The 21,243-nt window shown below is 52.1% G+C and carries 23 protein-coding genes; 12 read left to right on the top strand and 11 right to left on the bottom strand.

What is annotated here, in order from left to right; genetic code table 11:
• The first annotated feature begins 221 nt into the window (after positions 1-221).
• The 3 genes from pyrB (at position 222) to ridA (ending at position 2,114) form a co-directional block, all read left to right on the top strand.
• A complete protein-coding gene (gene pyrB / locus ACSBQN_RS12265) occupies positions 222-1,157 on the top strand; it encodes an aspartate carbamoyltransferase (RefSeq protein WP_004234607.1) in 936 nt (311 codons plus the stop codon).
• Between the two features lie 10 nt (positions 1,158-1,167).
• Positions 1,168-1,632 carry an aspartate carbamoyltransferase regulatory subunit gene (gene pyrI, locus ACSBQN_RS12260; RefSeq protein WP_004234606.1) on the top strand — a complete coding sequence of 155 codons (465 nt, stop codon included), beginning with the start codon at positions 1,168-1,170 and terminating at the stop codon, positions 1,630-1,632.
• 95 nt (positions 1,633-1,727) lie between these two features.
• Positions 1,728-2,114 carry a 2-iminobutanoate/2-iminopropanoate deaminase gene (ridA, locus tag ACSBQN_RS12255; protein ID WP_004234600.1) on the top strand — a complete coding sequence of 129 codons (387 nt, stop codon included), beginning with the start codon at positions 1,728-1,730 and terminating at the stop codon, positions 2,112-2,114.
• Between the two features lie 53 nt (positions 2,115-2,167).
• Here the strand turns inward: ridA and ACSBQN_RS12250 are convergent, their stop codons facing one another.
• Positions 2,168-2,755: a TetR/AcrR family transcriptional regulator gene (locus tag ACSBQN_RS12250; RefSeq protein WP_004241409.1), complete on the bottom strand. Its 588-nt coding sequence runs from the start codon at positions 2,753-2,755 to the stop codon at positions 2,168-2,170.
• A gap of 178 nt (positions 2,756-2,933) precedes the next feature.
• Here ACSBQN_RS12250 and ACSBQN_RS12245 point away from each other — a divergent pair, with 178 nt between their 5' ends.
• The 3 genes from ACSBQN_RS12245 (at position 2,934) to nrdG (ending at position 7,008) form a co-directional block, all read left to right on the top strand.
• Positions 2,934-4,133, top strand: coding sequence for an MFS transporter (locus tag ACSBQN_RS12245; RefSeq protein ID WP_024474279.1), 1,200 nt, complete (start codon positions 2,934-2,936; stop codon positions 4,131-4,133).
• A 217-nt stretch (positions 4,134-4,350) separates the two neighbouring features.
• Entirely contained in the window at positions 4,351-6,537 is a 2,187-nt protein-coding gene (nrdD, locus tag ACSBQN_RS12240) for an anaerobic ribonucleoside-triphosphate reductase (protein ID WP_004234594.1), read from the top strand.
• A 3-nt stretch (positions 6,538-6,540) separates the two neighbouring features.
• Positions 6,541-7,008 (top strand): anaerobic ribonucleoside-triphosphate reductase-activating protein, encoded by a 468-nt coding sequence (nrdG, locus tag ACSBQN_RS12235; RefSeq protein ID WP_024474277.1) that lies wholly within the window; start codon positions 6,541-6,543, stop codon positions 7,006-7,008.
• Here the strand turns inward: nrdG and ACSBQN_RS12230 are convergent.
• Positions 6,989-7,432, bottom strand: coding sequence for a YhbP family protein (locus tag ACSBQN_RS12230; protein ID WP_024474276.1), 444 nt, complete (start codon positions 7,430-7,432; stop codon positions 6,989-6,991). The genes nrdG and ACSBQN_RS12230 overlap by 20 nt on opposite strands.
• Positions 7,433-7,535: 103 nt before the next feature.
• Positions 7,536-7,787 (bottom strand): YdgH/BhsA/McbA-like domain containing protein, encoded by a 252-nt coding sequence (locus ACSBQN_RS12225; protein ID WP_004241405.1) that lies wholly within the window; start codon positions 7,785-7,787, stop codon positions 7,536-7,538.
• A 274-nt stretch (positions 7,788-8,061) separates the two neighbouring features.
• Between ACSBQN_RS12225 and ACSBQN_RS12220 the strand changes: the two genes are divergently transcribed.
• Positions 8,062-8,382: a GIY-YIG nuclease family protein gene (locus tag ACSBQN_RS12220; RefSeq protein WP_036409511.1), complete on the top strand. Its 321-nt coding sequence runs from the start codon at positions 8,062-8,064 to the stop codon at positions 8,380-8,382.
• Here ACSBQN_RS12220 and ACSBQN_RS12215 read toward each other — a convergent pair.
• Both ACSBQN_RS12215 and ubiT read right to left on the bottom strand, forming a co-directional pair.
• Positions 8,361-8,867 (bottom strand): GNAT family N-acetyltransferase, encoded by a 507-nt coding sequence (locus ACSBQN_RS12215; RefSeq protein WP_004241403.1) that lies wholly within the window; start codon positions 8,865-8,867, stop codon positions 8,361-8,363. The genes ACSBQN_RS12220 and ACSBQN_RS12215 overlap by 22 nt on opposite strands.
• A complete protein-coding gene (gene ubiT, locus ACSBQN_RS12210; protein ID WP_004241402.1) occupies positions 8,861-9,382 on the bottom strand; it encodes a ubiquinone anaerobic biosynthesis accessory factor UbiT in 522 nt (173 codons plus the stop codon). Before ubiT ends, ACSBQN_RS12215 begins: the two co-directional genes overlap by 7 nt.
• Positions 9,383-9,645: 263 nt before the next feature.
• Here ubiT and ubiU point away from each other — a divergent pair, with 263 nt between their 5' ends.
• From ubiU to ACSBQN_RS12195, 3 genes are read left to right on the top strand one after another with little or no spacing between them, the layout of a single operon-like run.
• A complete protein-coding gene (gene ubiU / locus ACSBQN_RS12205) occupies positions 9,646-10,641 on the top strand; it encodes a ubiquinone anaerobic biosynthesis protein UbiU (RefSeq protein ID WP_152696577.1) in 996 nt (331 codons plus the stop codon).
• Positions 10,642-10,655: 14 nt separating this feature from the next.
• The gene (locus ACSBQN_RS12200) at positions 10,656-11,534 is read left to right on the top strand and encodes a U32 family peptidase (protein WP_354633099.1); all 879 of its coding nucleotides are present in this window, start codon (positions 10,656-10,658) and stop codon (positions 11,532-11,534) included.
• A gap of 15 nt (positions 11,535-11,549) precedes the next feature.
• Entirely contained in the window at positions 11,550-12,008 is a 459-nt protein-coding gene (locus ACSBQN_RS12195; RefSeq protein ID WP_024474273.1) for a RidA family protein, read from the top strand.
• A 113-nt stretch (positions 12,009-12,121) separates the two neighbouring features.
• Here ACSBQN_RS12195 and ACSBQN_RS12190 read toward each other — a convergent pair whose 3' ends face one another.
• Genes ACSBQN_RS12190 through ACSBQN_RS12180 form a run of 3 tightly spaced genes read right to left on the bottom strand, consistent with a single transcriptional unit; the run spans position 12,122 to position 15,405 of the window.
• Entirely contained in the window at positions 12,122-13,285 is a 1,164-nt protein-coding gene (locus tag ACSBQN_RS12190) for an ABC transporter permease (protein WP_024474272.1), read from the bottom strand.
• Positions 13,282-14,424: an ABC transporter permease gene (locus ACSBQN_RS12185; protein ID WP_004234577.1), complete on the bottom strand. Its 1,143-nt coding sequence runs from the start codon at positions 14,422-14,424 to the stop codon at positions 13,282-13,284. Before ACSBQN_RS12185 ends, ACSBQN_RS12190 begins: the two co-directional genes overlap by 4 nt.
• Positions 14,425-14,433: 9 nt before the next feature.
• Complete coding sequence (locus tag ACSBQN_RS12180; protein ID WP_024474271.1) at positions 14,434-15,405, bottom strand: HlyD family secretion protein; 972 nt, start codon at positions 15,403-15,405, stop codon at positions 14,434-14,436.
• Positions 15,406-15,667: 262 nt separating this feature from the next.
• Between ACSBQN_RS12180 and ACSBQN_RS12175 the strand changes: the two genes are divergently transcribed.
• Complete coding sequence (locus ACSBQN_RS12175; RefSeq protein WP_024474270.1) at positions 15,668-17,377, top strand: sensor histidine kinase; 1,710 nt, start codon at positions 15,668-15,670, stop codon at positions 17,375-17,377.
• A gap of 18 nt (positions 17,378-17,395) precedes the next feature.
• Positions 17,396-18,109, top strand: a complete 714-nt coding sequence (gene btsR, locus ACSBQN_RS12170) for a two-component system response regulator BtsR (protein ID WP_024474269.1) — start codon at positions 17,396-17,398, stop codon at positions 18,107-18,109.
• Between the two features lie 75 nt (positions 18,110-18,184).
• On the opposite strand, the gene ACSBQN_RS12165 is transcribed toward btsR, so the two are convergent.
• The 3 genes from ACSBQN_RS12165 to nlpI all read right to left on the bottom strand — a co-directional run bounded on the left by ACSBQN_RS12165 (position 18,185) and on the right by nlpI (position 21,153).
• Entirely contained in the window at positions 18,185-20,092 is a 1,908-nt protein-coding gene (locus tag ACSBQN_RS12165; protein ID WP_205515457.1) for a DEAD/DEAH family ATP-dependent RNA helicase, read from the bottom strand.
• On the bottom strand, positions 20,082-20,147 hold the full coding sequence (locus ACSBQN_RS12160; protein WP_225875391.1) for a hypothetical protein: 66 nt from the start codon (positions 20,145-20,147) through the stop codon (positions 20,082-20,084). Before ACSBQN_RS12160 ends, ACSBQN_RS12165 begins: the two co-directional genes overlap by 11 nt.
• 118 nt (positions 20,148-20,265) lie before the next feature.
• The gene (gene nlpI, locus ACSBQN_RS12155) at positions 20,266-21,153 is read right to left on the bottom strand and encodes a lipoprotein NlpI (RefSeq protein WP_004234572.1); all 888 of its coding nucleotides are present in this window, start codon (positions 21,151-21,153) and stop codon (positions 20,266-20,268) included.
• Positions 21,154-21,243: the final 90 nt, after the last annotated feature.

Here is a 21,243-nt window from a genome sequence, read left to right as displayed (position 1 = left end):
AAACGCTTGCGTCCGCTTGCAGGTTACGTATAATGCCCCGCAATTTTGTCGGGAGGAAACAATGGTCATTGTGATTATCAGCACCGTAAAACCGGTGCCGGACAATGTGACATATCACGGACAGCCGCAGCGCGGCAATGTCTGCCATTCCCCCGTATTTATTTCAGAACCCCTCATTTGAGGGGTTTTTTTTTGCCTGGCCGAAACATGAGGAGACCCCAATGGCAAATCCGTTATACCTGCGCGATATCATCTCGATTAACGATCTCAGTCGTGATGAGCTGGAACTGGTATTAAACACTGCCGCGGCGCTGAAACAACGCCCTCAGCCTGAATTACTGAAGCAAAAGGTGATCGCCAGCTGCTTCTTCGAGGCCTCAACCCGCACGCGGCTCTCTTTTGAAACCGCCATTCAGCGCCTGGGCGCGTCTGTTGTCGGTTTTTCAGACAGCAGCAACACCTCGCTGGGCAAAAAAGGCGAAACCCTGGCGGACACCATGAGCGTGATCAGTCAGTACGCGGATGCCATCGTGATGCGCCACCCGCAGGAAGGGGCAGCGCGACTGGTGTCTGAGTTTTCCGGTAAGGTGCCGGTGATCAACGCCGGTGACGGTGCGAACCAGCATCCGACACAAACCCTGCTCGACCTGTTTACCATTCAGGAAACCCAGGGCCGCCTGGAAAACCTGCATATCGCCATGGTCGGTGACCTGAAATACGGCCGCACTGTACATTCACTGTCACAGGCACTGTCAAAATTCAGCGGCAACCACCTGCATTTTATTGCCCCGCAGGCACTGGCAATGCCGAATCACATTCTGCATATGCTGGATGAAAACGGCGTGGCGTACAGCGAACATCATTCTATTGATGAGGTACTTCCGCAGCTGGATGTGCTGTATATGACCCGCGTGCAGAAAGAGCGCCTCGACCCGTCGGAATACGCCAATGTCAAAGCTCAGTTTGTGCTGCGTGCGGCTGATCTGGCCAATGTGAAGACGAACCTGAAAGTGCTGCACCCGCTGCCGCGCATCGATGAGATAACCCCGGATGTGGATAAAACGCCTTACGCGTACTACTTCCAGCAGGCCGGTAACGGGATCTTTGCCCGTCAGGCACTGTTATCTCTGGTGTTAAACGAAACTTTCCCGGCTTAAGGAGCACATCATGACTCAGGATCATAAATTACTGGTTGAAGCCATCAAATGCGGCACCGTTATCGACCATATCCCGGCAAATGTGGGATTTAAACTGCTCTCCTTTTTCCGCCTGACTGAGACGGACAGCCGTATTACTATCGGGCTGAACCTGCCTTCCAACAATATGGGCCGTAAAGATTTGATTAAACTGGAAGATACCTTCCTGACACCGGAGCAGGCCAACCAGCTCGGTTTTTATGCTCCTAAAGCCACAATTAATATTATCGAAGATTATCAGGTGGTTAAAAAACTGCCGATTAACCTGCCGGAACGCATTGAAGGGGTGATTGTCTGCCCGAACGGCAACTGCATCAGTCACAATGAGCCGGTGGAAAGCAGCTTTACTGTTAAGTCCATTGCACAGGAAATTGTGTTAATCTGTAAGTACTGTGAGAAAGAATTTGATCACCACGCAATCATTAATAACCAATAAGATAGATCCAGGTCAGTTGTCCGGGAAAATCAGACGATTATAATGATGGCGTTTTTAAAAGCTTAACAGCAATAATCATCCTACAGGAGTCCGTAATGACTAAAGTAATCGCAACAGAAAACGCACCAGCAGCAATCGGCCCGTATGTACAGGCAGTAGACCTGGGTAACATGGTAATGACTTCAGGTCAGATCCCTGTTGATCCGAAAACAGGTGCAGTTGCTGACGATGTTAAAGCTCAGGCACGCCAGTCACTGAACAACATCAAAGCTATCATCGAACAGGCTGGTCTGAAAGTTACGGATATCGTGAAAACAACTGTTTTCGTTAAAGATCTGAACGACTTTGCTACTGTGAACGCAGAATACGCTGCTTTCTTTGATGAGCACAAAGCAGTATACCCTGCACGTTCTTGCGTTGAAGTTGCGCGTCTGCCAAAAGACGTTAAATTAGAAATCGAAGCAATCGCAGTCCGTAAATAATCACTGCGCTTTCTGAGAACGATAATGAAAACCCTGCCAGGTGCGGGGTTTTTTTATACCCGTAAATTTTCCAGAAGCTGATCAAAAGAGACTCTGACCTTTTCATAAGTGGCCTGCGGATCATCACTGTGCACAATCCACATCGCACATTCATACAGCCCGCCATTAATAAACAGTGCCAGCACATCCGGTGCCACCTGTTTTATCCATCCGGTTTCCATCAGGTGTGTCAGACGCCGGGTGATCCCCTGCACACAGGCCAGTTCGTGGGATTTGAGAATGGAAAAATCCAGTACCGAGGCCGCATCACGGAACATAATCCGCTGAACTTCCGGCTCCAGACTCATTGCCAGATAGCCCTGACAGCGGAATTTAAAAGCGGACCACTCATCAGCTTCATCTTTTTCTGCGGTATCCAGGCGCACATCGAGTTCACGATCCAGATCCTGCAGCACCGCCAGAAACAGCCCTTTTTTATCACCAAAGTGATGATACAGCGCCCCCCGGGTGAGACCCGCCTGAGCCGTCAGATCATCCATCACAGTCGCGGCGTACCCGGCCTTACCAAACTGCTGGCGTGCAGCACGGATAAGCTTGGTCCGCGTTTCTTCTATCATCTCTGCACGTGGCTTGTGGCTCATTTCATTACTCCTGCGGTCAGCTCTTTCAGCCGGGGATTATAGCACTTTTTTATTGACATACATTGCGTATGTCAATAGATTCACATACGCAATGTATGTTAATTGCATTACAGCCGGCTATCTCCGGCAGTTAAAAATTATATCCGTCTGTAATATAACGGATATCTGTGAGGTTGTTATGTTCAGCTCTTATCGCGTCATCTTTCAGCATCCCGGCACCAAAGCCTTTTCAGGGGCGGGATTTATCGCGCGGATGACCGTCTCCATGATGGGGATTGGGATCATTACTATGATTGCCCAATTGCGTGATTCTTTCTTTATGGCCGGGGTGACTGCGGCTGTTTATACCTTTTCGGCGGCATTCTGCGCCCCGCTGATCGCCCGGCTGGTGGATCGCTACGGACAGAGCCGGATCCTGCCGAAAACGCTGGTGATCAGTGTTCCTGCGACTGCCGCCCTGCTGTTATGTACGGTTTATGATGCTCCTGACTGGGCAATCTGGCTGTCTGCTGTTTTTGTCGGGGCGATCCCGAGCATGCCTGCCATGATCCGCTCCCGCTGGACACATATCTACAAAGGTGACCCGCGTTTACAGACCGCCTACTCCTTTGAGTCGGTGCTGGATGAAATCAGCTTTATTATCGGGCCGCCGCTGTCAGTCACGCTCTGTATCGCGCTGTTCCCGCAGGCAGGTCCGCTGGCGGCAATTATTTTTCTGGTAATCGGTACCGCGCTGGTGGTCTGCCAGAAACGAACTGAACCACCGGTGCACAAACGCGACGGGCTGGCAAAAGGCACCGTGCTGCGTCTGCCTGCGATTCAGCTGCTGATGGTGGTTCTGCTTGCGCTCGGGGTGATTGTCGGGACGGTGGATGTACTGGCTGTCGCTTTCGCCAATGCACAGGGGTATCCGGAGGGTGCCAGCTACGTTCTGTCTGTCTATGCTGCCGGTTCCTGTATCGCCGGGTTTATCTTCGGTGCTATCCGGCTGCCGTTCAGCTACACAAAACAGTTCGTCTTTACCGCCGCCGCCACACTGCTGACCACCCTGCCGCTGCTGCTGGTCACCAACCTGACCGGGCTGGGGCTGACCATGTTTGTCGCCGGTTTCTTCTTCTCACCGACCATGATCCTCGCTATCGGCTTTGTCGAGCGTGAAGCACCACCTAATATGCTGACAGAAGGCTTTACCTGGCTCATCACCGGGCTGGCGGTCGGTGTGGCACTCGGCTCTGCCGGAGTCGGTATGATCATTGATACTTACGGCATTGATGCCGGGTTCCTGCTGGCTATCGCTGCGGGGATCTGCGTACTGCTCACCGCCTGCATCGGTTATGTTTTCGTCTTCAAAGACGATAAAAACAGCGCTGATAAGTGACAGAAATAACTTTTAATATAATTTTCAGCAATCAAACCGCACATTTTTACACTTAACCGGAGTGTGCGGTTTGCCTGATGTCGCCAGAATTCTTTGACTTAAATCAATTTCAATCGCCTTATTCCGGAGGAAATCTATATCTAGTGCTATATAATACAAAGCACACTAGATATAGTATTTATTCACAGTGTTATCCACAACGCCATGAAGCCGCATTATGACAGGTTTTGCCCTGTGGATAACCAAACTGCCGGAGAGAAGCAAAGTGCACACTATCGTGATTAAGCGTGATGGATGTCAGGTAAATTTTGATGAATCACGCATCCGGGATGCCATTAAAAGAGCCGCCAAAGCCGCACGTGTTAATGATGATGACTACTGCTCTCAGGTTGCCTCCCGAGTAGCCTCTTTGCTGGGTGACCGGAAAAAGGTCGATATCGGTGAGATCCAGGACGCTGTCGAAAACCAGTTAATGTCCGGTGATTACAAAGAGTTAGCCAGAACCTACATCGAATACCGTCATGACCGTGACGTGGCGCGTGAACTGCGCGGCCGCCTGAATAACGAGATCCGCGGGCTGGTTGAACAGAGTGATATGTCCATTCTCAACGAGAATGCCAATAAAGACAGCAAGGTGATCCCGACACAGCGTGACCTGCTGGCGGGTATCGTTGCTAAGCACTACGCAAAACAGCACATTTTACCGCGTGATGTTGTAATTTCGCACGAACGCGGCGAAATTCACTATCACGATCTGGACTACGCGCCGTTCTTCCCGATGTTTAACTGTATGCTGATCGATTTAAAAGGCATGCTGACTCATGGCTTTAAAATGGGTAATGCCGAGATAGAACAGCCTAAGTCCATCTCCACCGCAACGGCGGTAACAGCACAGATTATTGCCCAGGTGGCCAGCCATATTTACGGCGGTACCACCATTAACCGTATCGACGAAATCCTCGCCCCGTTTGTCACGGCCAGCTATAACAAACATCTGAAAACTGCAAAAGAATGGCAGATTCCGGATGCGGAAGGCTACGCCAATGCCCGTACAGAAAAAGAGTGTTACGACGCCTTCCAGTCACTGGAATATGAAGTCAACACACTGCACACCGCCAACGGGCAGACACCGTTTGTCACCTTCGGCTTCGGGCTGGGCACCTCAAAAGAATCCCGCATGATCCAGCAGGCAATTTTACGTAACCGCATTGCCGGTCTGGGTAAAAATCACAAAACAGCGGTATTCCCGAAACTGGTTTTCGCCATTAAAAAAGGTCTGAACCACCAGTACGGCGATCCGAACTATGACATCAAACAGCTCGCATTAGAGTGCGCCAGCAAGCGGATGTATCCGGATATCCTGAACTACGACCAGGTAGTGAAAGTGACCGGCTCCTTTAAAACCCCGATGGGCTGCCGCAGCTTCCTCGGTGTCTATGAAGAGAACGGTGAAATGATCCACGACGGGCGTAACAACCTCGGGGTTATCAGTCTGAACCTGCCACGCATTGCCATTGAATCACAGGGCAGTGAAGCGGATTTCTGGTCACTGCTGGATGAGCGTCTGGTGCTTGCCAAAAAAGCCCTGATGACCCGTATCGCACGGCTGGAAAATGTCAAAGCCCGTGTCGCGCCGATCCTGTATATGGAAGGTGCCTGCGGCGTGCGTCTGAAAGCGGATGACTCCGTCACCGAAATCTTTAAAAACGGCCGCGCCTCGATTTCACTGGGTTACATCGGCATCCATGAAACTATCAATGCCCTGACCGGCACTGAAACGCACATGTATGACGACGAACAGCGCCGCGCCCTCGGTGTCGCCATCGTGGAACGTCTGCGTCGTGCAACCGACGAATGGAAAACCGAAACCGGCTACGGTTTCAGCCTCTACAGCACCCCGAGTGAAAACCTGTGTGACCGTTTCTGCCGCCTGGATACCGCCGAGTTCGGCATTATCCCGGGTGTGACTGACAAAGGCTACTACACCAACAGCTTCCACCTGGATGTGGAGAAGAAGGTCAATCCGTACGATAAACTGGATTTCGAAGCACCGTATCCGCCGCTGGCGAACGGCGGTTTCATCTGCTACGGCGAATACCCGAACCTCCAGCACAACCTGAAAGCACTGGAAGATGTCTGGGATTACAGCTACGACCGCGTTCCGTACTACGGAACCAACACACCGATTGATGAGTGTTATGAATGCGGGTTTGCCGGTGAATTTAACTGTACCAGCAAAGGCTTTGTCTGCCCGAAATGCGGCAACCACGATGCTTCCCGCGTCTCTGTCATCCGCCGTGTGTGCGGTTACCTCGGCAGCCCGGATGCCCGTCCGTTTAATGCCGGGAAGCAGGAAGAAGTGAAACGCCGTGTTAAGCACCTGAATAACGGACAATTAGGCTGAGTTGTGAATTATCATCAGTATTACCCCGTTGACGTGGTCAACGGGCCGGGTACACGCTGCACCCTGTTTGTTTCCGGCTGTGTTCATCAGTGCCGCGGCTGCTATAACCAGAGCACCTGGCGCACTGATTCCGGTGTGCCGTACACCCGGGAACTGGAAGATACGATTATCGCCGACCTCTGTGATACCCGCGTAAAACGTCAGGGGATCACACTGTCCGGCGGTGATCCGCTGCATCCGCACAATGTGCCGGAGATTCTGGCACTGGTGCAGCGCATCCGCCGCGAGTGCCCGCCGGAAAAAGATATCTGGATGTGGACAGGTTATAAACTGGATGAACTGAATGATGCCCAGCGGGAAGTCACTGAGTATATCAATGTGTTAGTCGACGGGAAATTTGTGCAGGATCTGCATGACCCGATGCTGATCTGGCGCGGCAGTGCAAATCAGGTTATTCACTATCTGCGCTGAACCGCGACCAGTGCAGTTTCTTTCCGAACCCCAGCGTATTATTCACCATCTTTATCTCATCCAGCCGCAACCCCCACAACGGGGTTTTGGCGGCGACAGCCACCGGAAAGTGGCGGCAGTAAACGGCTCTCGCCTGTTTTTCCTCTTCCGCTGACAACGCTGTCACCTCACCTCTGAACTGGATCCCGCGGATTTTTGCCACGGTAACCGTCTGTGCGGAAATGGTTCCCGCCACCAGCGGGTTCTGCTGCATCAGGGTGCCGTGCCGGGTATGAGGTTCAGTGAGGAAATAAAGCATCATTGCGCCGGTGTCCGCGACATAAAAGCAGGAAGCGCACCACAGGTCATCACCAGCAGTGGTACACAGCGTAACGACATGATTTTTCTTCAGATAAGACAGGATTGAATCGTGCGGTAATTCCATACAGTACCCCCAATAAAACCACACCGGCTGATAGAGTATATCATCCGGTGCTGGTTCAGACAGTCCCGTCATACGGGCTGTATTGTATGGCAAATCTCAGGGATTATTTATAGAGTTCTGCTGTACCGCCCATCAGGTTTTCACCACCGGCAGAGGTGATACGGAAAGAAGTTGCACCAGCTTCATCAGCTTTTTTGGATAAAGCAGCAGTCACGTCAGCCAGGGTATCAACGTCACTGACAGAAACAACACCGACAGGTGCCTGTGTGCTATGCTGAACTTCAGTTGCAGCAAAAGAACCAAATGAAACAGCACTTAACGCTAAAACAGCAGGGATGATTGCAGAAATTTTCATAATTTTATTCCTCAGAATATCGTTAGTATCATGAGACGTTTTTGTCTCTCTTTGTGATGTGAGTCATACTATGCGCTTTCCGGCGGAAAGAAAATTAGCTATTTTTGCCATACTTATTCAATTATTTTGATAATAAAAATTTTAATTAATCACCGGGAAGAACTATCATGTGAAATACTACTGATTAATTAGTTACTTGCGTGACTATTACCCGATTAAAATCAACAAAATATTCGCCTTTCATACAAACATAAAAAGGCACGATTAAACAAAAATGACGATATCATCAGACAAAAACACGTGGTTTCTTTACATAATCAGGACAGAATCCGGATATCTTTACACAGGAATCACCCGTGATGTCGCACAGCGCGTTGCGACACATCAGTCCGGAAAAGGTGCGAAATATCTGCGGGGGAAAACAGGGCTGCATGTGGTATATCAGGCCGCTCTGGCGGATCGCTCAATCGCATCAAAAGAAGAATACCGGGTCAAGCAACTGACAAAACAAAAAAAAGAAAGGCTGGTCAGTGACCAGCCCTCCGATTTGACGACATACCTTAACGGTAATGGTTATTCACAGCTGTCAAAATGATGTGAGAAATTAACCAGCCCGTGATAACGGTCTGCGGCATCATTTTCCAGCGGATAGATCAGGAAATACGGTGCGGTATCCGGCCATTTGCAGTGCAGATCAAACTCTGCTGCCGGTTTAAAACCCCACTTACCGTAGATCTCAGGATCGCCCAGCACCACAACCGCGCCGTAACCGAACTCATTGAGGCTGTCCAGCCCCTCATAAACCATCTGCTTCGCAATGCCCTGACCCCGGTAAGCCTCTGCCACCGCAAGCGGTGCCAGTCCGACCCACTGACAATCCTCGCCTTCCACATCCACGGGCGTGAAACCGGCGTAACCGACCACCTGACCTTCATCATCAGTGGCAACCACACCCAGGGTCAGCAGACCGTCTTCCCGCAGTGCATGCAGAAGATCGGCTTCGTTGTCACGCCCGAATGCGCTGCGCAGCAGTGCATCGATACCGGCAGCATCAACCGGAATTTCTGTGCGGATCAGCATGAGGTCACCACTGCCTGCGATTTATCCCCGTCTTCCGCCAGCCCGGCCTGAATAAACTCAGCCAGCTGCATTAATGCGCTGCGCAGCAGCGGCGGCATACCGTCGAGGTCAATCGAGTCCATCAGGTTTTTGACATACAGACCCAGCTCGGTATCCCCTTCAATACGCAGACGGCGCTGGAAGAACAGGGTATCCGGGTCCTCTTTGCGGGCCGCGATCAGCACCAGATCATTAGCATTACCGCTGAAGCTGACATCCTCCTGTTCATCCGCACTGACCACCAGACGGCCGTCACGGTTACTGATATACCAGTGAAGCGCCAGGTCACGGACTTCCACCTTCAGCCATTTATTTTCCAGAAAATCGAGATCGCCTTCTGTCAGCGCCTCTTCAAACTGACGCGCCAGAACCTGCTGAAGAACCTGTTTTTGCAGGGTAAACGGCGTTAATTTCAGCGGGAACCGCAATAACGCCGGCCCGTTGTGTACGAGCGAGGAACGAATTTTGGCAAACACCGTACTGACTCCTTAATCTGAATTACTGCGCCATTGTGCCAGAATCTGCAGAAATAACTCAGGATTCCGGTCAATTTTTCGTGTCATTGTTTCTATTATATACCCGATTTTCTTCCTGCCGCAGAGAACATCCCGCTTTTATATCCGCAAACCGGGTGATTTTTTGCGGTAAATGTTCACTAACCTGCCTCAGGTCAATACCTTTTTTAGCCTGCCATTTACAATTTCCGATCATTTTTATTATTCAGTCTGAGAGTCTCACCATGGAACTATTGTGTCCTGCCGGTAATTTACCCGCACTGAAAGCCGCCATTGATAATGGCGCAGATGCGGTTTATATCGGCCTGAAAGATGATACTAATGCCCGTCACTTCGCCGGTCTGAATTTTACTGAAAAGAAACTCGCCGAGGCGGTGGATTATGTTCACAGCCACCGGCGTCACCTGCATATCGCGATTAACACTTTTGCCCATCCGGACGGTTTCAGCCGCTGGCAGCGGGCGGTGGATATGGCCGCCCAACTGGGGGCGGACGCCCTGATCCTCGCGGATATCGCCATGCTGGAATATGCTGCGGAGCGTTATCCGCACATTGAGCGTCATGTCTCTGTACAGGCATCCGCTACCAATACCGAAGCTATCCGTTTCTATCAGCGCAACTTTGATGTGCACCGTATTGTGCTGCCGCGTGTGCTCTCTATCCATCAGGTAAAACAGCTGGCACGCACCAGCCCGGTGCCGCTGGAAGTCTTTGCTTTCGGCAGCCTGTGCATTATGGCGGAAGGCCGCTGCTACCTCTCCTCCTACCTGACCGGGGAATCCCCGAATACCGTCGGTGCCTGCTCTCCGGCACGGTTTGTCCGCTGGCAGGAGACCCCGCAGGGGCTGGAATCACGCCTGAATGATGTGCTGATTGACCGCTACGGCGCGGATGAGAACGCCGGTTACCCGACACTCTGCAAAGGCCGTTACTGCGTGGACAGCAAGCCTTACCATGCCCTGGAAGAGCCGACCAGCCTCAACACCCTGGAATTGCTGCCGGAACTGATGGCGGCGAATATCGCCTCAGTGAAAATTGAAGGCCGCCAGCGCAGCCCGGCCTATGTGACTGATGTGGCGAAAGTATGGCGTCAGGCGATTGACCGCTGCAAAGCCGATCCGGACAACTATACGCCGGATGCCGCGTGGATGCAGACCCTCGGCGGCATGTCAGAAGGACGCCAGACCACACTCGGTGCCTATCACCGCAAATGGCAGTAACGGAGAGAAAAACGATGCAATTTTCATTAGGTTCAGTCCTCTATTACTGGCCGAAAGCAACACTGGAACAGTTTTATCAGCAGGCAATGCAAAGCAGTGCGGATATTATTTATCTCGGCGAAACCGTGTGCAGCAAGCGCCGGGAAATGAAACCGGATGACTGGATAAATCTCGCTAAAACAGTTGCCGGAAGCGGCAAGCAGGTGGTTATCTCCACGCTGGCACTGTTACAGGCCCCGTCCGAGCTGAAAGAGATCGCCAAACTGGTGGATAACGGCGAATTTATGATCGAAGCCCATGATTTCGGTGTGATTAATATGCTGCACGAGCGCGGGCTGCCGTTTGTCGCCGGACACGGCCTGAACTGTTATAACGCCCCGGCGCTGAAAATTCTGCAAAAACAGGGGATGACACGCTGGTGCATGCCGGTGGAGCTGTCCCGTGACTGGCTGGTGAACCTGCTGAAGCAATGTGAAAAGCTGGGGATCCGCGACAAATTTGAAGTGGAAGTGATGAGTTACGGCCATCTGCCGCTGGCCTATTCCGCCCGCTGCTTCACTGCCCGTTCGGAAAACCGCGCCAAAGATGACTGCGAAACCTGCTGCATCAACTATCCGCAGGGGCGCAAAGTCCTCTCGCAGGAAAATCAGCAGGTCTTTGTCCTTAACGGGATCCAGACCCAGAGCGGTTACTGCTATAACCTCGGCAATGATCTGCGTTCCATGCATGGACTGGTGGATATCGTGCGGATCTCCCCGGATACACCGGACGATCTGGCGGTCATTGACCATTTCCGTCAGAATGAAACCGGCGCACAGCCGCTCGATCTGGCACAGGCACAAAACTGCAACGGCTACTGGCGTAAAGTGGCGGGCCTGGAACTGGTGGAATAACGGAAGGAAATAACCATGACTGATGTTTATGCCCGTTTAAAAGCACTGAATATTGAACTGCCGCCGGTCGTTGTACCGGATGCAAAATTTCAGCCGTACGTGATTTTTGATAACACCATTACCCTCTCCGGCCATTTATCCAAAACCGGGGAACAGTTAGACACCGGTAAGTTCGGGGCGGATCTGACCATTGAGCAGGGTGAGAAAATTGCCCGTCAGCTGGCTGTTAACCTGCTCGGGACACTGCAGGGCGCCGTTGGTGACCTGAATAAGATTAAAAAGATCATCAACCTGAACTGTATGATTAACGGTACACAGGATTTTACCGATCCCCATGTGGTGGCGAATGCCTGTTCACAGGTTTTTCATGATGTTTTCGGTGAGAAAGGCTATCACAGCCGCAATGCACTCACTGTGGCACAACTGCCGTTCGGCGCCTGTATGGAAATATCCCTGATCGCGGGTATTGAGTAACAAAACAGAACGGGCGCGATATTAGCGCGCCCGTTTTTACCGGCGTTATGCCTCACGTTGCGTACCTTGATCCTCTTTTCCCACAAAAACCGTGAGAACGGGATTTCCTTTATTTAACGGGCTCTGTTTTTCCGCCGGAATAACCGTCGCAGGGAATGCGTAATACGCCGTAATTCCCCGTCACGCAACATACCGATAAATACCCCGAGAAGCGTATAAATAATCCCGAGCACCAGCATCATAATAATATCGTTCTGCACGCTGCTGAACGGTAAATCCATCTGGTTGATACCTGCAATCGCTTTGGTCGCCCAGGTGGACGGCAGTGCGGAAGCAATAAACCGCACCCAGTCCGGCATAGCCTGTAACGGCCAGATGGTGCCTGACATATAAAAGACCGGTGTGGTGACAAAGGCCAGTGTCAGGTAAATCATCTCCACACTGCGCAGACATTCAGTAACCAGTTTGCCCAGTCCCAGTACTCCCAGCAGGAACGGGAATGTCAGCAGCCATAGTTCATACATCGGCGCTTCCTGGCGGTATCCCAGCACCCACGGCCACAGGGCAAAGAAGACCGTCGAGAGAAACAGCCAGATAGGCAGCAGCGCACTCAGTGCCCCCAGATACACCGCCAGCGGCGGTTTACCTTTCGGCGTACTGCGCACCGCGATACTGACACGGACACAGGCTATCAGCAGGGAGTGCTGTAATAACATGACCAGCAGACCGGGGAACACAATCGCCGCAAAGCTGACACCCGGGTTATACATAGCCACCGTTTCTGACTGTATCGGTGAAATAATCAGTGACGCCTGTTCCGGTGTATAGCCTGCATCCTGCAGAATACGGGTGTTATATCCCCCCAGCAATTCCTGATATGCCTTGCTCAGCTCCTGCTGGATCTGCCCGCTGGCGAGGCGGTTCGTCGCATCCCCGAATACCGGGACAGTGATATTTTTACCCCGGAGAATATTTCGCTCAAAATCAGTCGGAATAATAATGATGGCGAATAACTCGCGCATAATCATATCGCGCCGTGCCGTCTCCAGGTTGTCATAACCGTGCAGCTCCACTTTGGCGGTTGCATCCAGCTGCCGGATCAGTGAGCGGCTGGCTGCGGAGTGATCCTGGTCAATCACGGCGACAGGCAGATCCCACAAGACCGGCCGGACATACACCAGGCTCATCACACACAATGAAACCACCAGCAGCATCCACATCGGTTTTGCCAGCATTCCCAGCAGGACTTTCAGGAACGTCTGAAAATAGAGTTTCATACCGCACCTCCCTGCAATGCCAGCCGTTTCGGTAACCGGTTACGGACAAAAAAGGCATTGGCTACCGGATAAATCAGCAATAATGCACAGACATACAGAATATGCAGCAGCGACACTTCGCGCAGGAAGATATCAAACATCGCATTGAGTGCGTGAGTCAGCGGCTCAAGGTTAGAGATAATCCTGGCCGGCAGGATCATAGACAGCTCCGGCACCGCCATGCCGGAAAACGCCATGGCGATACTGACCAGCATACCAATCATACTGTAAGCCATCAGCGCATTGCTGGTGAAGGTGTAGAGCAGCAGGCCGATACTCTGTGCCGCCATCACATAAAAGAAGCCGATAAACAGCATATACAGCGGGTTACCCGCCACTTTGGCGCCGGAAAACGTCACCAGAGCAGCCAGTTCCACCATCAGCAGAGCGGTAAAAAACAGGGTATACGGTGCCAGTTTCCCCAGCACACCACTGAACAGCGGTTTAAGCGTCAGCAGCATGGTACCGCGCGACATACTGTAAATAGTCAGCGTGACAACAAATAACTGGAGCATATGGATGGTGGCGGCAAACTGCTGATAATAAATATAACTGCCGCTGGCGTTAAACAGGCTGTCGTATGACATAGTGACCTGTGCCAGTTTCGGCAGCGTTTTGCCCGTTTCTGATGCGAGGACAGTGCGGTACTGTGCATTCAGTTCCGCTATCAGCCCGCTGAAATCCTGAATCGCATAGCTGCCGGAGGCATAAAATAACCCGTTGTAATACATCCGGACTGTAGGCTGCTTTCCGGCCAGTACATCACTTTCAAAACGTTTCGGGATCATCAGGATCGCGTAATCTTCCGCACTGCCCATCCGCTCCAGTGCTGCCGAAGGATCATCCCGCGGCGTGATACTGGCGTGTGAAGCGGCATTCAGATTGCGCACCAGCGTCCGTGACAGCGGGCTGTGGTCATAATCCACCGCAGAGACCGGCAGATTCAGCAGTGTTCCCTCTGAAAAGTTCGCGCTGATCAGTGTGAATAAGATCAGCGGAAATAACCAGCTCAGCCAGTGGAACACCGGGCTGCGGATGGCCATCCGGGTTTCCTGTGTGAAGGCGTGGCGAAAGCTGTACCAGATAACCGGTATTCTCATCGTGACACCTTACTTATCCCGGCGCCACAGTGCACTCATGCCGGGTCTTAACCCGTCCACAGGTTGTGCCGGATAGAGACGCACCTCAAAGGTTTTCAGGTCAAAATCCCCGGTGGCGCGGGTGGCGCGTTTGGTGGCGTAATCGCCCATCGGGGCGATATAGCGGACTTCTGCCTCTATTTCCTGATTTTTCAGTGCCGGTACCGTCAGCGTGATTTTATCGCCTTTTTTCACATCCGCGAGAATATCCTCACGCAGGTTATAGACAAAATACGCTTCCGGCAGGCGGATAATCGTCACCAGCGGGCTGCCTGCATTAAACAGTTCCCCGATTTCAGCCGGAACCGGCCCGATCTCCCCGGTCACCGGCGCGGTAACCGTCAGTTCATCCTGCTGGACTTTTAATTCCGCCAGTTTCTGTTCTGCCTGGCGCAGTGCTGCTTCGTAACGCTGACGCTGCTCGGTGCGGTCGCCGTTTTTCGCCTGGTCGAGCTGTGCTCTGGCAGCCAGTACGCCCTGCTGCGCCACATCACGGGCACGGCGGGACTGATCAAGCTCGGTTTTTGACACATAACCTTTTCCGGCCATGCTGCTCATGCGCTGAAAATCACGCTGTGCATTCGCCAGCTCAGCCTGAGACTTCGCCAGCTGTGCAGCATAGTTACGCACGCTCTCTTCACGCGTGCCGTTCAGGGACTCGGTTAACTGCGCCTGAGCCTGATCGCGGGCAGCCACCAGCGAGGCGACCTGTGCTTCCAGCTCCGGGCTGGTCAGGCGAATCAGCGCCTGTCCCTGTTTAACGTCGTCACCGCGCTCAATCAGACGCTCAACAACACGTCCTTTGGCTTTCGAGGAGACAATTACCTCCGGTGCATCGACTTCACCCTGTAATAAAAGATACTGGTTGTGGGCACGAAAAAGTGCGGCCATCGCAATTAAGACCAGCATCAGCAGGATCAGATAGATTGTTCTTTTTTTCATTCTTGATTTCGGCCTTAACTATCACTTGTGAAACTATTCGAAATGAAATCATCTCGAATGAAATTGTTCTGGATAAAACGATGAAGAAAGGGGAAGGTTTCAGTATCACTGATTTCAACTGAAACCGTTAAGATATTTGTGCGCCAGATCACAGCATAATACCTTCAATCTTAGCCTCACACACCTGTTACACAACTATTTTTAATATAAAATCTCAGATAGTTACAAATAATTCTCCTCCGGCAAGTGATCCGACAGAAAAATGTATGACTACAACCTGATTTTCCTGCTGCTTCAGCAGATGTGTGTGTACCTGGTTATCGCCTGGGTGCTCAGCAAAACGCCGCTGGTGCTGCCGGTCTTACAGGTGACTGTCCGCCTGCCGCACAAGCTGATGTGCTACCTGATTTTCTCCGTTTTCTGTGTCATGGGCACCTATTTCGGACTGAATATCAATGATTCCATCGCCAACACACGGGCTATCGGCTCCGTACTCGGCGGGTTGCTCGGCGGGCCGTCTGTCGGGCTGCTGGTCGGTTTTACCGGCGGACTGCACCGCTATTCTCTCGGCGGGATGACGGCGTTCAGCTGTATGGTGTCCACTATTGTCGAGGGGCTTATCGGAGGCCTGGTTCACCGCTACTATATGAAGCGCGGGCAAATCAATAAGCTGTTTAATCCCTGGACAGCAGCCGGTGTGACCTTTGTTGCCGAACTGGCGCAGATGGCGATTATTCTGTTACTGGCACGGCCGTTTAATGAAGCGCTGAGTCTGGTGAAAGATATTGCCGCACCGATGATTATCGCCAATACCATCGGTGCCGCTATGTTTATCCGTATCCTGCTGGACAGACGCGCCATCTTTGAAAAATACACCAGTGCCTTTTCCGCCCAGGCTCTGAAACTGGCGATCAGTACAGACGGCGTGCTGCGCCAGGGATTTAACGAGACCAACAGCCGCCAGGTGGCACAGGTACTGTATGATGAGCTGAATGTCGCCGCCGTGGCTATCACGGACACAGAAAAACTGCTGGCGTTTATCGGTGTCGGGGCGGATCACCATCTGCCGGGCACGCCGATTGCCTCGCGTTACTCCCGGCAGGCTATTGCCCATAATGAGGTGGTCTATGCCGACGGTAACGAAACGCCGTACTGCTGTTCGATCAACCCGCACTGTAAACTCGGCTCTACGCTGGTTATCCCGCTGACCGGAGAGAATAAGCAGGTGGTCGGTACCATCAAACTGTATGAGGTGAAGAACCGCCTGTTCAGCTCCATTAACCGCACGCTGGGAGAAGGGATTGCCAGCCTGTTGTCGGCACAAATCCTGGCCGGGCAGTTTGAGCGAAGTAAGCAGTCACTACTGGAAACAGAGGTAAAATTGCTGCATGCCCAGGTAAACCCGCATTTTCTGTTTAATGCCCTCAATACCTTACAGGCAGTGATCCGCCGCGATGCGGAACAGGCACGGCATCTGGTGCAGAATCTCTCCACCTTTTTCCGTAAAAATTTAAAACGGCCGGGGGAGATAGCCACTCTCGCTGCCGAAATTGAGCATGTGAATGCTTACTTACAGATTGAAAAAGCCCGCTTCCGTGAACAACTCAGTGTGGATATCGCCATTCCGGATGCGCTGAAACAAGCCAGTCTGCCGGTCTTTTCGTTACAGCCCATTGTGGAAAATGCGATAAAACATGGTACATCACAGATATTTGAGCAGGGAAAAATTACCATAAGCGCACGGGCGGAGGGCAATACGCTTGTCATCCTGATTGCCGATAACGCCGGGCTGTATCAGCCGACCGGGATGAGTGACGGGCTCGGTATGGGGCTGGTCGATAAACGCATCAAAGTCCGCTATGGTAAACAATACGGTCTCAGTGTTCACTGCGAACCGGAAGTAAAAACAACCATTATTCTGACCTTACCCTTCGACTCACCGGCAGGTGCATCAGCACCGCCTGATAACTAAAAAAATGATAATGACACCATGAATGTTTTAATTGTTGATGATGAGCCACTGGCCCGGGAAAACCTGCGATTACTGCTCGATGCATACCCTGACATCCATATCCTGGGTGAATGCACCAACGCCATTGATGCCATCGGAAAAATTCACCGCCTGAAGCCGGACGTGGTGTTTCTGGATATTCAGATGCCCCGTGTCACCGGGCTGGAAATGGTTGGTATGCTCGATCCCGGCCACCGGCCTGCAATTGTCTTTCTCACCGCCTTTGAAGAGTACGCCTTACAGGCTTTTGAGGAGGATGCGTTTGATTATCTGCTCAAACCGGTGGAGAAAGAGCGCCTGGACAAAACCCTGAACCGGCTGCGCCAGGGGCAGATCCGCCCTGCTGAAACCCCGGAACAGACAGAACAGCTGCGCTACATCCCGTGCAGCGGGCACAACCGTATCTGGCTGATGCCGGTTGAGGATGTGGTGTATGTCAATTCCCGTATCAGCGGTGTGTTTGTGATGAGCGCACACGGCCAGGAAGGATTTACCGAGCTGACACTCCGCACTCTGGAAACCCGCACTCCGCTGCTGCGCTGCCACCGGCAGTATCTGGTCAATCTGACCCGCCTGCGGGAAATCCTGCTGGGCGATAACGGCCAGGCGGAACTGATCCTGAGTAACGACGAAACCATTCCGGTCAGCCGCCGCTACCTCAAACCCCTGAAGGAAGCCCTGGGGCTGATTTAATACCAAAGTCCGGACGCATAAAAAAAGCCCGGCAGGGATATCCCCGGCCGGGCTTTTTATGATTCAGAGAATCAATTATGCATCATTATTGGTACGACGGCGCGGTGCGGAGTTTCCGCCTTCTTCGCGGCGGAAGCTGCGACGCTCGCCCTGCGGACGGCGATCGCTGTTACCACGATCAGAACGCTCACCGTCACGACGGTTACCACCACCGAAACTGCGGCCACCGTTACCACCACGGTCATTACCACCGCTGCGGCGTTCACGGTTGAACGGCTTCGCATCACCGACTAATGTCATGTTCATTGGCTTGTTCATAACACGGGTACGGGTGAAGTGCTGTAACAGATCCGCCGGCATACCTTTCGGTAATTCGATAGTTGAGTGAGTATCAAACAGTTTGATGTTACCGATGTAACGGCTGTTGATATCACCTTCGTTAGCAATCGCGCCCACAATGTGACGGACTTCAACACCATCGGTACGGCCCACTTCAATGCGATACAGTTCCATATCACCCACGTCACGGCGTTCACGGCGCGGACGATCACCACGCTCAGGACGATCACCGAAACGGTCGTTGCGATCATTGCGGCGGCGATCATCACGATCGTTGAACTCACGGCGCGGACGACGCGGTGCATCAGGCGGCAGGATCAGTTTGCGCTCACCTTCTGCCATTTTCAGCAGAACAGCAGCCAGAGTTTCCATATCGATATCTGCGTCAGACTCATCGCTGTCTGCCGGAACCAGTTTTTTCAGCAGTGCACGATACTGATCCAGGTTGCTGCTTTCCATTTCTGCATGGATAGTGGCAGCAAATTTTTCCTGGCGGCGCTGGCTGATCATCTCTGCATCCGGTAATTCTACCTCAGGGATAGTCAATTTCATGGTGCGTTCAATGTTGCGCAGCAGGCGGCGTTCGCGGTTTTCGACGAACAGCAGAGCACGGCCCGCGCGGCCCGCACGACCGGTACGACCGATACGGTGAACATAAGATTCCGCATCCATCGGGATATCGTAGTTAACAACCAGGCTGATACGCTCAACGTCCAGACCACGGGCTGCAACGTCTGTTGCAATCAGGATATCCAGACGACCATCTTTCAGGCGCTCCAGCGTCTGCTCACGCAGTGCCTGGTTCATATCACCGTTCAGTGCTGCGCTGTTGTAGCCGTTACGCTCCAGGGTTTCAGCCACTTCCAGGGTCGCGTTTTTGGTACGGACGAAGATAATCGCCGCATCAAAATCTTCCGCTTCCAGGAAACGGACCAGTGCTTCGCTCTTACGTGCACCGTAAGCAGTCCAGTAGCTCTGGCTGATGTCCGGACGGGTGGTAACGCTGGTCTGAATGCGCACTTCCTGCGGATCTTTCATGAAACGACGGGTAATGCGGCGGATAGCTTCCGGCATAGTTGCAGAGAACAGTGCTGTCTGATGCTCTGCCGGGATCTGGCTCATGATGGTTTCAACGTCTTCGATGAAGCCCATGCGCAGCATTTCATCTGCTTCGTCCAGTACCAGACCTTTCAGGTTGGATAAATCCAGGGTGCCGCGTTTTAAGTGATCCAGCAGACGGCCCGGAGTCCCGACAACCACCTGTGGCCCCTGACGCAGAGCACGTAACTGGACGTCATAACGCTGACCGCCGTACAGGGCGACCACATTCACGTTACGCATATGTTTGGAGAAATCAGTACAGGCTTCCGCAACCTGGACCGCTAATTCGCGGGTCGGTGCCAGCACCAGAATCTGTGGCGCTCTCAGGTTCGGATCAATATTGTTCAGTAACGGCAGGCCGAATGCCGCCGTTTTACCACTACCTGTCTGTGCCATACCCAGGACATCACGTCCGGCAAGCAGGTGCGGAATACATTGTTGCTGGATCGGGGACGGCTTTTCGTAGCCCAGGTCGTCCAGTGCAGTCAAAATATCAGCTGATAAACCAATGTCAGCAAAAGAGATTTCAGTCTCAGTGGTCATGTAAAGGTGCCTCATACAAAATGGCGGCCAGTCTACACAACCCATCGGAAAGCATGTCGGTTGTTTTCATTTAAAAGTGTGAACTGGCTCAAATAAAATTATAAAACGAACAAAACATCCCCCCATCACTTTCGCGATGGTGAAAAATTAACGGGTTGAAGTGTGTTCGTCAGCTATTGTGGATCTGAATCCGTCAGGTCCTGTTCTTCATCACCTAACAGAGCTAATTCCAACAATGCGTAGCGGTGCTCAACGAAATTGTGTGCGTTGTTGGCAACCGTCAGCTTGAACAGCGTTTCAGCGCTGTCCGTATCCCCCAGACTCAGGTAGTATTTACCTAAATAGAAGTAGGTTTCACTGAGATGTTCAGCGAGCGAAGTGTTATCCGTTGAGAATTCCTTCAGCCGATCAAGCAGTGTCTTTTCACTGATGTCGCCGAGATAGAATTCAGCAATATTCCAGCCCCATTGTCCGCCTTTCGCCTGCTGATAGCGCTGACGTAAATCGGTCAGTGCTTTCTTCGGATCTATCTCTTTATCGACGAGATAAAGCCACAGCGAGCGGAACGGATCGTTTGGATCATCCTGATAAAACGCCAGCAAATCATCCCGCGCCACCGGATACCGGCCCCCGTAATACAGGGCAATACCGCGGTTCATACGCGCGTAGTTATAAGTTGGATCAAGCTCTAATACAGAATCATACGCTTCATAGGCAGCATCAAAGTTGCCTGCCTGCGTAAAATAAATGCCCAGGTAATTAAATATCTCCGGAATATCCGGACGCATTGATAACGCAACAGTAAAATCGTTACGTGCCAATGCACGCAATCCGAGGCTGTCGTACAACACACCACGCTGATAAAGCAGCTGGGCGTACTCGTCCTCAGTTAATGACCGGCTTGCCAGTATTTGTTCCATTCGGGCGAGGATCACTTCCTGCTGTAATGATGGTTGCAGGGGTACTGCAAGTAAATCCCCGGAGTGCCAGTTTTTACCGCTGCTGCATCCTGCGATAAAAATTATAGCCGCAATGCTCCACCAACGCAGAAAAAAATTCATTTCCTACTCCCGAAGTCAGATCCCTGAAAGGATAATCCTCTGACTGACAATAACCGAGTGCATTTTGCTTTTTTTGCCGAATGGCGCCCT

The organism is Morganella sp. B601, assembly GCF_051172335.1.
Classification (GTDB): domain Bacteria; phylum Pseudomonadota; class Gammaproteobacteria; order Enterobacterales; family Enterobacteriaceae; genus Morganella; species Morganella morganii.
The sequence above is the reverse complement of the archived record's forward strand: the minus strand, read 5'-3'. Positions and strand labels throughout refer to the sequence as shown.